Raw genomic sequence first — 12,022 nt, forward strand, 5'->3', positions numbered from 1 at the left:
AAAAAAAATCAAAAAAAAGCCGACTTCTCAGTCGGCTATTGCTTGCTGCTTACTTGGTACCAAATATCTTGTCGCCCGCATCGCCGAGCCCCGGCATGATGTAGCCTTTCTCGTTGAGCCCCTGATCCACCGAGGCGGTGTACAGCTCGACGTCCGGGTGCGCAGCTTCGAGAGCGGCGATCCCTTCCGGTGCCGCCACCAGCACCAGAACTTTAATGCTCTGGCAGCCCGCTTTTTTCAGCAGGTCGATGGTCGCGATCATGGAACCGCCGGTTGCCAGCATCGGGTCAACCACCAGCGCCAGACGTTCTTCGATGTTAGACACCAGCTTCTGGAAATACGGCACAGGCTTCAGGGTTTCTTCATCGCGGTACACGCCTACCACGCTGATACGCGCGCTCGGGACGTGTTCAAGTACGCCTTCCATCATGCCCAGACCGGCACGCAGAATTGGCACAACGGTAATTTTCTTGCCCTTGATCTGGTCGATTTCAACCGGACCGCACCAACCTTCGATAGTCACTTTTTCAGTTTCTAAATCGGCAGTCGCTTCATACGTCAGAAGACTACCCACCTCAGAAGCCAGTTCGCGAAAACGTTTCGTGCTGATGTCGTTTTCACGCATCAGGCCCAGCTTGTGTTTCACCAGCGGGTGTTTCACCTCGACGATCTTCATTATTTATTCTCCTAAGGTGGTTGGGCTGCAAAAAAAAAATCGCGAGATTATAACGCCATTTTTTTTGAACGCCATACGAATTAGCCTGATCTGGATCATCAGGAACCCGGTTAGAGTATAGTCAGCCTGAAAACATCATCCGAATAAGGCGCTCGCAAACGTTTGCTTCCACTGTTAGAATTGCCGCGCATTATTTTTCAACCACCAACCCAAACCGCCGTGGGGACTTCGCAGTGACCGACAAAACCTCTCTCAGCTATAAAGACGCAGGCGTAGATATCGATGCCGGTAACGCATTGGTAGATCGCATTAAAGGTGTAGTAAAACAGACCCGTCGCCCGGAAGTTATGGGTGGATTGGGCGGTTTTGGTGCTCTCTGCGCGCTGCCGCAAAAATACCGCGAACCCGTGCTGGTTTCAGGTACCGACGGCGTTGGCACCAAGCTGCGTCTGGCAATGGATTTAAAACGCCACGATACCATCGGTATCGACCTGGTCGCGATGTGCGTCAACGATTTGATCGTTCAGGGCGCTGAACCGCTGTTCTTTCTCGATTACTACGCCACCGGCAAACTGGACGTTGATACCGCCGCCAGCGTGATCACCGGTATTGCAGAAGGCTGTAAACAGTCTGGGTGTGCGTTAGTTGGCGGCGAAACCGCCGAAATGCCGGGGATGTACCACGGCGAAGATTACGACGTCGCGGGCTTCTGCGTCGGCGTGGTGGAAAAATCAGAAATTATCGACGGCAGCAAAGTAGCTGACGGCGACGTGTTGATCGGCCTGGCCGCCAGCGGCCCGCATTCCAACGGCTACTCACTGGTGCGCAAAATTCTGGAAGTCAGCAAAACCAATCCGGAAACTACCGATCTGGCAGGCAAATCGCTGGCCGACCATCTGCTTGCACCGACCAAAATTTACGTAAAATCGATCCTGAATCTGATCGAAAACGTCGAGGTGCACGGTATCGTTCACCTGACCGGTGGCGGCTTCTGGGAGAATATTCCGCGCGTTCTGCCGGAAAATACTCAGGTCATCATTAATGAATCAAGCTGGCAGTGGCCGGATGTCTTTACCTGGCTGCAAACCGCCGGTAACGTCAGCCGTCACGAAATGTATCGTACCTTCAACTGCGGTGTCGGCATGCTGGTAGCACTTCCGGCTGAGCTGGCGGAACAGGCGATTGCTTTACTGAACGATAATGGCGAAAAAGCGTGGAAAATTGGCTACATTAAAGCCTCTGACTCCGCTGAACGTGTTGTCATCCAGTAATTCAACTCACTGAAGACAGGTATAAAAATGAAAAGGATTGTGGTTCTGGTATCGGGCGAGGGAAGCAATTTACAGGCCCTGATCGATGCCTGCCAGCAGGGAAGAATCAACGCAGAAATCTGCGCTGTTTTCAGTAATAAATCCGCCGCTTACGGGCTTGAAAGAGCCCGTTCAGCCCACATTCCGGCGCATGCGCTGGATGTGAAAGCCTACGAAGATCGGGCTGCATTTGACGTCGCACTGGCCGATGCCATTGATTCGTTCCAACCTGATCTGGTGGTACTTGCCGGGTATATGCGCATCCTCACCGCAGAGTTTGTCCAGCGTTTTGCCGGACGAATGATCAACATCCACCCTTCCCTGTTGCCGAAATATCCGGGTCTTCACACTCATCGTCAGGCGATTGAAAATCAGGATACTGAACACGGCACGTCGGTGCATTTTGTCACAGAGCAGCTTGATGGCGGCCCGGTCATATTACAGGCGAAAGTCCCGGTGTTTACCGAAGATACAGAAGAAGAGCTGGTGGCGCGTGTGCAAACACAGGAACACAGCATTTATCCGCTGGTGGTCAGCTGGTTTATTGAAGGACGTTTGTCCCTGAAAAATGGTCAGGCGTTACTGGATAACAATCCACTACCTGAACAGGGTTACGCGGCAGATTAATCTGCTTAATCGCGATGATTTCACTATAAACCGGCTCCGTGCCGGTTTTTTATTTTCTACCATTTGACACTTGTTTACATTTCACCCGATATAATGCCCATCCCGGCGCACGTTTAAACGTCGTTTGTGCGCCGACCTTCATCTGAAACACGGTTGTTTCAGATCTCATATTCACGAAGGTTACCTCAGGTAAAACGGCTTTTTGATTTTTTGAGGAACACCCCATGTTTAGCAATAACAGCGTCAGATTACGTCCACTGGAAAAGGATGACCTGTCGTTTGTTCACCGTCTTGATAATAACGCCAGCATCATGCGTTACTGGTTTGAAGAGCCTTACGAGGCGTTCGTCGAACTGACAGATCTCTATAACAAACATATTCATGACCAAAGCGAGCGTCGCTTTATTATTGAATTCCAGGGCGGGCCGGTCGGATTAGTCGAACTGGTCGAAATTAATCATATTCACCGCCGCGCGGAATTTCAGATAATCATCGACCCGCAGCATCAGGGCAAAGGCTTTGCCGGTGATGCCGTCCGCCTGGCCATGGATTATGCCTTCTCCGTTCTGAACCTCTATAAACTGTATTTAATCGTCGACAAAGAAAATAAAAAGGCGATTCATATTTACAGCAAACTCGGATTTGAACTGGAAGGTGAACTGAAGCAGGAATTCTTTGTGAATGGTGAATATCGCAGCGCCATCCGCATGTGTATTTTCCAGCCGCAGTTCCTGGCGAAATACAAAACCAAGCCTGTTCAGGTCAAACCTGAATCTCTGATTGGTGCCAGCGCCGTCTGATTTCGCATAAATACCTTACCGGTGAGGGCGACAATGCCTTCACCGGTAAGACTTTTCCCGCTTTTTATCCGCATTTATTCCCCCTGTAAAAACTCTCCTGAATTCATCCCCTGTAGTGTTGGACTTTCCTGTCAATCTTTCGCAATATTGGTAGTAGACACTAGGCCCTCTCATAAAAGGCTTCCTGTTGCGCCCGGCATTAAAACGGACGGGAAACATGAAGATCACGTTGAGTTAAATTGCGGTGTTTTCAGGCAAATTTGCCTGTATGGGCCAGGTTGTAAGCCAAATGAACGGAGTGAAAATGGGTCAGGAAAAGCTTTATATCGAGAAAGAACTAAGCTGGCTGTCCTTCAACGAGCGCGTCTTGCAGGAAGCGGCAGACAAAAGTAATCCCCTGATCGAAAGGATGCGTTTTTTAGGGATTTATTCCAATAATCTGGATGAGTTTTATAAAGTCCGGTTTGCTGATCTAAAACGGCGGATCCTCATCAGCGAGGAACAAGGTTTTCTTGGCGCATCCCGTCATTTGCTGAAAAAAATTCAGGCAAAAGTACTTCGCATTGATCAGGAATTCGACAGTCTCTACAACGATTTACTGCTGGAAATGGCACGTAATCAAATTTTCCTGATTAACGAACGTCAGGTGTCGGAAAACCAGCAAGCCTGGTTACGTCAGTATTTCAAACATCAGCTGCGCCAGCACATTACGCCGATTCTGATTAATCACGACACCAATCTGGTGCAGTTCCTCAAAGACGATTACACCTATCTGGCGGTAGAAATTATCCGCGGCGAAGAGATTCACTACGCCCTGCTGGAAATCCCGTCCGATAAAGTTCCACGTTTCGTCAATCTGCCGCCGGAAGCACCGCGCCGCCGCAAGCCGATGATCCTGCTGGATAACATCCTGCGTTATTGCCTCGACGACATTTTCAAAGGCTTCTTTGATTACGATGCGCTGAATGCCTATTCGATGAAAATGACCCGTGACGCCGAATACGATCTGGTGACGGAAATGGAATCCAGCCTGCTGGAACTCATGTCATCGAGCCTGAAACAACGTCTGACCGCCGAGCCGGTGCGTTTTGTCTATCAGCGTGACATGCCGGATGAAATGGTGGAATTGCTGCGCGGCAAGCTCGGTATTTCCAACTACGATTCCGTGATTGCCGGTGGCCGTTACCACAATTTTAAAGATTTCATTGGCTTCCCGAACGTCGGCAAAGCCAATCTGGTCAACCGCCCGCTGCCACGCCTGCGTCATTTGTGGTTTGATAAATTCCGTAACGGCTTTGCTGCCATCCGCGAGCAGGACGTGTTGCTGTATTATCCGTACCACACGTTTGAGCACGTTCTCGAACTGTTGCGCCAGGCGTCGTTTGATCCGAACGTTTTATCGATAAAAATCAATATTTACCGCGTGGCGAAAGACTCACGCATTATTGAATCGATGATCCACGCCGCGCATAACGGCAAGAAAGTGACGGTAGTCGTTGAGTTGCAGGCGCGTTTCGATGAAGAAGCCAACATTCACTGGGCGAAACGTCTGACGGAAGCCGGTGTACACGTTATTTTCTCTGCGCCGGGTTTGAAAATTCACGCAAAACTCTTTCTTATCTCGCGCCGCGAAGGCGATGAAATTGTCCGCTATGCTCATATTGGGACCGGTAACTTTAACGAGAAAACCGCCCGACTTTATACCGACTATTCGCTGCTGACCGCCGATGCGCGTATCACTAACGAAGTCCGCCGCGTTTTCAACTTTATTGAAAACCCTTACCGCCCTGTTTCTTTCGAACATCTGATGGTGTCGCCGCAGAACTCGCGGGACATGCTTTACCGGTTGATCGACAAAGAAATCGCCAATGTCCAGGCCGGCGGAACCGGTGGTATTACGCTGAAGATCAACAATCTGGTGGACAAAGGGTTGATTGATCGTCTGTACGTCGCGTCAAATGTGGGCGTTAAAATCCGCCTTCTGATCCGTGGCATGTGCTCGCTGGTGCCCAATTTACCCGGCTTCAGCGAAAACATTCAGGTCACCAGTATCATTGACCGCTATCTCGAACACGATCGCGTTTATGTCTTTGAAAACGGTGGCGATACCAAAGTCTTCCTGTCTTCTGCCGACTGGATGACCCGAAATATCGATTACCGTATTGAAGTGGCAGTCGCCCTGCTCGACCCGCGCCTCAAACAGCGCGTTCTGGACATTCTCGAATTACTGTTCAGCGACACGGTAAAAGCCAGAGTGATTGATAAAGAACTAAGCAACCGGTATGTTCCACGCGGAAATCGCCGCAAAGTGCGCGCACAACTGGCGATTTACGAATATCTCAAAGATCTGGAACAACAAAGTCAGCAAGTCTGAACCCCTGGAGCGTTACACAACTATGCCCCTTAAAAGCAGCAGCCCATTGAATGCCAAGCCACAGGAAATTGCTGCAATCGACCTCGGGTCGAACAGTTTCCATATGGTCATTGCGCGCGTCGTTAACGGCGCATTGCAGGTGTTGGGACGCCTGAAACAGCGCGTTCACCTGGCCGATGGCCTCGACAATAAAAATGTGCTCAGTGAAGAAGCCATTCAACGCGGGCTGGATTGCCTGGCTTTATTCGCTGAACGCCTGCAGGGTTTTCCAGAAAATAACGTCACCATCGTTGGAACCCATACGCTGCGTCAGGCGGTGAATGCTGAGGAATTCCTCAAGCGCGCCGCCGAAGTGATTCCGTATCCGATAGAAATTATTTCCGGACAAGAAGAAGCTCGTCTGATTTTTATGGGCGTTGAACACACGCAGCCGGAAAAAGGCCGCAAGCTGGTGGTCGATATTGGTGGCGGTTCAACTGAACTGGTCATCGGCGAAGATTTCGAGCCACTGCTGGCCGAAAGCCGCCGTATGGGCTGTGTCAGCTTCGCACAGATGTTTTTCCCGGAAGGTGAAATCAGCCGCAGCAATTTCAAACGCGCACAACTCGCCGCCGCACAGAAACTCGAAACGCTGGCGTGGCAGTATCGTCTGCAAGGTTGGCAGTATGCTCTGGGCGCGTCTGGCAGCATCAAAGCCGCCCATGAAGTGCTGGTTGAAATGGGTGAGAAAGACGGTCTGATTACCCCTGAAAGGCTGGAAATGCTGACCGAAGCCGTGCTGAACTTTAAGAATTTCAGTGCGCTGGATCTACCGGGATTGTCAGAAGATCGCAAGTCAGTCTTCATTCCCGGCCTGGCTATCCTGCGCGGCGTGTTTGATGCACTGGCTGTGAAAGAATTGCGTCTTTCCGACGGTGCGCTGCGTGAAGGCGTGTTGTACGAAATGGAAGGCCGTTTCCGTCACCAGGATATCCGCACCCGCACGGCGAAAAGTCTGGCTGAGCATTACAATATCGACCGGGAACAGGCGCGCCGCGTGCTGGAAACGACCGAACAGTTGTATGCCCAATGGCTGGCGCAAAATACCAAACTGGTGCAACCGCAGCTGGAATCTCTGCTTAAATTCAGCGCCATGTTGCATGAAGTTGGCCTGAGCATTAACCACACTGGTATGCACAAGCACTCTTCTTATATCCTGCAAAATACTAATTTGCCGGGCTTTAATCAGGAGCAGCAAACGCTGCTGGCGACACTGGTACGCTTCCACCGCAAAGCCATCAAGCTGGAAGAACTGCCGCGCCTGAATTTGTTTAAGAAGAAGCATTATATTCCGCTGATTCAACTGTTGCGTCTGGGGGCGTTGCTCAATAACCAGCGTCAGTCGACAACCACGCCGGAATCCCTGCGGTTATCGACCGATGATAATCACTGGACGCTGCGTTTCCCGGCCGGATATCTGGCCCAGAACAACCTGGTTCAGCTCGATTTCGAACGCGAACAAAGCTACTGGAACGATGTCACGGGCTGGAAACTGATGCTCGAAGAAGAGGACGCCGACCCCTCCGACAAGTAAATCCGGTGATATAAAAAAGCCCTCTGGCATTTTGTGCTCAGAGGGCTTTTTATTTTTCAGCGTACTGATAAATCAGTTTTTTTGAAATTCCAGCAGCGAAGCCAGCGGCTGGGGCTTGCCCACCAGATACCCTTGCATATAATCCACGCCCAGTGCGTGAAGTGCCGCTTTCTGCTCTTCGGTTTCCACGTATTCCGCCACAATCGACAGATGTTTCATGCGCGCCACCTGACAAATTGACTGCACGATATAACCGTCCAGCGGATCGGTCAGCATGTTGCGCACAAAACTGCCGTCAATCTTCAGAATATCGGCCTGAATCGCCTTGAGGCGGCCATAGCTGGCGTAGCCGGTGCCGAAGTCGTCAATCGCAATCCGGCAGCCATAAGAGCGCAGTTCGCGCATCGCGTAGTCCGCGTATTTCATGTTCTGCAGTAGATGCGATTCCGTGACCTCTAAAACGATCTGGAACGGTTCAATCTCATATTCCAGCATCAGCATTTTGAAATCGCGGGTGAACGTCGGCCGGCACAGCGTGGATGGCGTAAAGTTCACGGCAAACCGCAGGCTGGGAAGACGCACGCGGTTCTGATGAATAAACATCAACGTATGCCGCAGAACCCACATATCCATCTGATAAGAAAGACCAAACTCATGTACGACAGGCAGGAATTTGTCCGGTGTTACCAGCGATTCCTGCTCACCGTCAAACAGACGCAACAGAATTTCATGATAGCTGTCACCGCGTACGCCCAGTATCGGCTGTGCCATCAGCACAAAGCGGTCATCATCAAGCGCGCGCTGTATTTTATGCAGCATGTCGACTTTCTCTTTGATCTCCAGCTGTACCTGGCTGTGGTCGCTTTTATTGGATTCCGGCTGGCCGGTGGTCAGGGAAACTTCCGCAATACCGCTCAGTTCGCCGAGCAAAATCGGCAAATGCTCAACCGGTGAATACACAGTGCAATAGGATAAACCGATGTTTGGATGCAGCGGCAGCCCGTTCCAAATCAAACGAAAATCTTCCAGATAATCATGCAGGTTCTGCAATTTTGTGTCGGCATCCTCACAGTTAAGCCGCAGAACCAGATCATATCCCGGAAGATGATAAACACGTTCCCCGTCCTGCAGATAAGGTTTCAGCCCCAGCGCCAGTTGCTGTTTGAACTGGATACGCAGTTGCATACCGTAGTTGCGGCTCAGCACATCCATATCCGAAACACGGATGAAACAGAGCATAGAGCGCGGATGCCGGGCTAAATCACGGTTAAACGCACGCAGGTTTGGCAGGCCAAATACCGGATCCTGCAAAGCAGCAGCACTGAATTTCTTCATCAGAAGACGCTGACGGGAAGAAAGCACCGACATCATCAACAGCGTCACGGTATAAACCAGCATTAGCGCCGAAACAAAGACCAGATTATGGATAAATCCGTGTTCCGAGATAAACCCCTGATAGTTATTAAATAAAACAGTGAGCGTAATCGTCCAGACAATACTGATGAAGTAATAGCCATAACGCAGAGCGCCAAACAGCAGCACCGGGAACAGCAGCGTCAGTGTGTAGTCGCTGAGCAGAATTTTGGTAAACGGCTCGCTGAGACCTGGTAAGCACAGCAACGTCACCATGACAGTCAGCACGACAAACCACAGCAATACTTCGAGAGTTTTCACGCCCGGCGCACGTTGTTTTCTCAACATCATGCGTAGCACGCGGAAGTAGCGTGGCTGACGTATCAGACGGATAACCAAGTAGATCAGGTGAGAGTTAAGCAGTATGCCCAGAATCATCGCCTGCAAATTGACCAGCGTTCTGAGAGTGACGAATTCTGCGGTCGCCATGCCCAGATAGCCCGGCAGCAGCCCGCTCTCCACAACAATCTGCAACACGATAATAAAAAAGAACGTCAGGAAAATCAGTAACCAGGCGACACGGACTTTTGCCAGCGTCATTAATCCCAACGGTGCAGACCAGCGGCTCCCGGCCTGCCAGCGGTATCCCAGCCACGCGAGAAACAGTGACGTGAAGTAAATCACCGTCATCAGCACACTCATGTCGAAACCGATCCGCAGGTAATAACGCAGGAAAAGCGTCAGGACAATGCCGGGGAAAGCCGCCCAGTCAAATACCATCAATAAGGCAACGCACGTTGCCAGCGGCATGTAGATCAGATACGTCCGGCCTTCCGGCAGCATAATGATCGGCGAAAGCCATGACGTCACTGGGATCAACACCAGCGCGCAAATAACGGGAAGCCCCCACCATTTGTGGCGCAGGTCATACCAGGAGAAATTTTTACGCATCAAGTCCATCTATGTTTGCGCATGAACTTCATGCAGCAGTGTTTGGTTTAGGGTGTAACGAACGCCAGACAGGCAGTCCGGTAGCAATGGCGACAGCTCCGCTCTCAATTATCGTTGCATTAATGTCATTTCACAGAAAAGTGCGGAAGAAAAAAGAATACAGCGGACGAAATCCGGGTCGCAGATATTTAAAATATGGCTGGATTCTAATGCGACTTATCTTAAATCTTTTGACGCAGATCATTAAATAGAATCTTTAGGGTTTTCACTAAAAACCGTCAAAGACAAATTAATCACGTGATGAATGAAAGGAAAAATCTTATTCGATTTATCAGAATCTTGAAAAAAAAAGAGAAATTATTTAGAGCATTGAGCACCCGCAATAGGATTGTCACTGAGTTTGTCACTTTTTCCGATTATCTGGTTGCCCGTTTAGTTCTGTTATATATTGTAAATATTATCATTTATCCTCTTTCATTCCCGCCACCGGAGCAAAGACTCACTTAAGCGAGCTTAATTATGTCTCGAAAATCCAACATCAAGATGACGAAAATCGTTTTATCGATAAGCTTCATTATTTTGTTCGGACGTCTCATTTACTCTGCTTTCGGCGCGTATTCGCATCATCAGAATCAGAAACAATCCGAAACGCCAACCGAAAGCCGACAAGATCAGACACCCGATAAAACATGTACCGGTACGCTGAAAAGTTGCCGCTACTTCAAGGAATAAGGACCCCAAATGTCTGCCGAAAAACCTAAGAATTACGGCCAAAAGCTGGCGGAAAGCCGCAGCAGGATCCTCGATCTCCTTCTCAATACCGATAATCTGGCTGAGAGCATTCTGGGCGAAAACCCGGAAGTCAATGACGAAACGCGCGCCGCACTGATGGATCACACCGCAGAGCTCAGCGCACGCGTCCAAAAACTGCATGCGGCGGACGTCGCCGACGTACTGGAAGCTTTGCCTATCCGTGAACGTCTGGCGCTGTGGAGTCTGGTTGACCCCTCCGCACGCGGTAAAGCCCTGGTCGAAGTGTCAGAAACGGTCTGGGACAGTCTGATCGAAGAAATGAGCGATAAAGACCTGCTGAAAGCCATGTCACTGCTCGACGTGGACGATCAGGTTTATCTCGCCGAATACCTGCCTCGAGACCTGATTGGCCGGGTTCTGACATCCCTTGACCCGCGTCAGCGCGATAAAGTCCGTGAGGTCATGAAGTTCAGCAAAGAATGCGTGGGCCGTATCATGGATTTCGAGCTGCTCAGCGTTCGTCCCGATGTCACGCTGGGCACCGTGCAGCGCTTTCTTCGTCTGCGTAAAACTATCCCGCAGGCGACCGATAAGTTATTCATTACAGACAGAAAAAATACGCTTCTCGGCGAACTTCCGCTGACCACGATTTTGCTAAACCCGCCTCATACGCCAGTTTCTGACGTCATGATCACCGACTTCACCAGCTTTGAGCCGGAAGATAAGGCCGAAGACGCGGCCAGCGCATTTGAGCGTTATGATTTGATTACCGCCCCGGTGGTGGATAAAAAGGGCAAGCTGATGGGGCGTCTGGCAGTGGAAGAGATTGTTGATTTCGTGAATAACGATACCGACAGTAATCTGCGCCGTATGGGCGGTCTAAGCCCGGAAGAAGATGTGTTTTCTCCGGTCAGCAAAGCCGTGCGAAACCGGTGGGCGTGGCTGGCCATCAATTTGTGTACGGCTTTTGTCGCCTCGCGTGTTATCGGCCTGTTTGAACATACCATCTCGCAGCTAGTGGCGCTGGCCGCACTGATGCCGATTGTCGCCGGGATTGGCGGTAACACCGGTAACCAGACGATCACAATGATTGTCCGCGGGCTGGCGCTGCACCACGTTCAGGTGGGCAACCTGAAATTTCTGATGTTCAGGGAGCTTGGCGTTGCGCTGATTAACGGTCTGGTGTGGGGCGGGCTGATGGGCATCGTCACCTGGTTGCTGTACAGCGACTGGCAAATGGGCGCGGTTATGACGCTGGCGATGGTGCTGAATCTGCTTCTGGCCGCGCTGATGGGCGTGGTTATTCCTCTGACCATGGTTCGCCTTGGCCGTGACCCTGCCGTCGGTTCCAGCGTGATGATCACCGCGCTAACGGACACCGGTGGTTTCTTTATCTTCCTGGGTCTTGCCACCATTTTCTTGCTTTGACGCACACTTTCCGGCTTTCGGGCCGGAATATTCGTTATCTATTACAACGTAATGTAGAATTTATATTAATAATTCATTCTGATTTTCCGATACTGATAACACGCCGCCGCGCGATCAACACACTGCCGCGACGAGTGAAAAATACAACAATAGTCATCATCGCATTTGTTTGTCATT

At 50.6% G+C, this 12,022-nt stretch carries 8 protein-coding genes; 6 read left to right on the top strand and 2 right to left on the bottom strand.

Annotation, left to right across the window (positions count from 1 at the left end; genetic code table 11):
- Positions 1-49 precede the first annotated feature (49 nt).
- Complete coding sequence (upp, locus tag ACLBVC_RS02600; protein WP_104922995.1) at positions 50-676, bottom strand: uracil phosphoribosyltransferase; 627 nt, start codon at positions 674-676, stop codon at positions 50-52.
- 233 nt (positions 677-909) lie between these two features.
- Here upp and purM point away from each other — a divergent pair, with 233 nt between their 5' ends.
- The 5 genes from purM (at position 910) to ppx (ending at position 7,360) form a co-directional block, all read left to right on the top strand.
- Positions 910-1,947: a phosphoribosylformylglycinamidine cyclo-ligase gene (gene purM, locus ACLBVC_RS02605; RefSeq protein ID WP_410147894.1), complete on the top strand. Its 1,038-nt coding sequence runs from the start codon at positions 910-912 to the stop codon at positions 1,945-1,947.
- 27 nt (positions 1,948-1,974) lie between these two features.
- On the top strand, positions 1,975-2,613 hold the full coding sequence (gene purN, locus ACLBVC_RS02610) for a phosphoribosylglycinamide formyltransferase (RefSeq protein WP_410147895.1): 639 nt from the start codon (positions 1,975-1,977) through the stop codon (positions 2,611-2,613).
- A gap of 224 nt (positions 2,614-2,837) precedes the next feature.
- Positions 2,838-3,413: a spermidine N1-acetyltransferase gene (gene speG, locus ACLBVC_RS02615; protein ID WP_152327934.1), complete on the top strand. Its 576-nt coding sequence runs from the start codon at positions 2,838-2,840 to the stop codon at positions 3,411-3,413.
- 304 nt (positions 3,414-3,717) lie between these two features.
- Entirely contained in the window at positions 3,718-5,787 is a 2,070-nt protein-coding gene (gene ppk1, locus ACLBVC_RS02620) for a polyphosphate kinase 1 (RefSeq protein ID WP_410148087.1), read from the top strand.
- A gap of 22 nt (positions 5,788-5,809) precedes the next feature.
- On the top strand, positions 5,810-7,360 hold the full coding sequence (ppx, locus tag ACLBVC_RS02625) for an exopolyphosphatase (protein ID WP_410147896.1): 1,551 nt from the start codon (positions 5,810-5,812) through the stop codon (positions 7,358-7,360).
- 72 nt (positions 7,361-7,432) lie between these two features.
- On the opposite strand, the gene ACLBVC_RS02630 is transcribed toward ppx, so the two are convergent.
- Complete coding sequence (locus ACLBVC_RS02630; RefSeq protein ID WP_410147897.1) at positions 7,433-9,664, bottom strand: sensor domain-containing phosphodiesterase; 2,232 nt, start codon at positions 9,662-9,664, stop codon at positions 7,433-7,435.
- Positions 9,665-10,405: 741 nt separating this feature from the next.
- Between ACLBVC_RS02630 and mgtE the strand changes: the two genes are divergently transcribed.
- Positions 10,406-11,845 carry a magnesium transporter gene (mgtE, locus tag ACLBVC_RS02635; RefSeq protein WP_410147899.1) on the top strand — a complete coding sequence of 480 codons (1,440 nt, stop codon included), beginning with the start codon at positions 10,406-10,408 and terminating at the stop codon, positions 11,843-11,845.
- The last annotated feature ends 177 nt before the right edge of the window (positions 11,846-12,022 follow it).

This window comes from Rahnella selenatireducens (assembly GCF_046449555.1).
GTDB classification, from domain to species: domain Bacteria; phylum Pseudomonadota; class Gammaproteobacteria; order Enterobacterales; family Enterobacteriaceae; genus Rahnella; species Rahnella selenatireducens.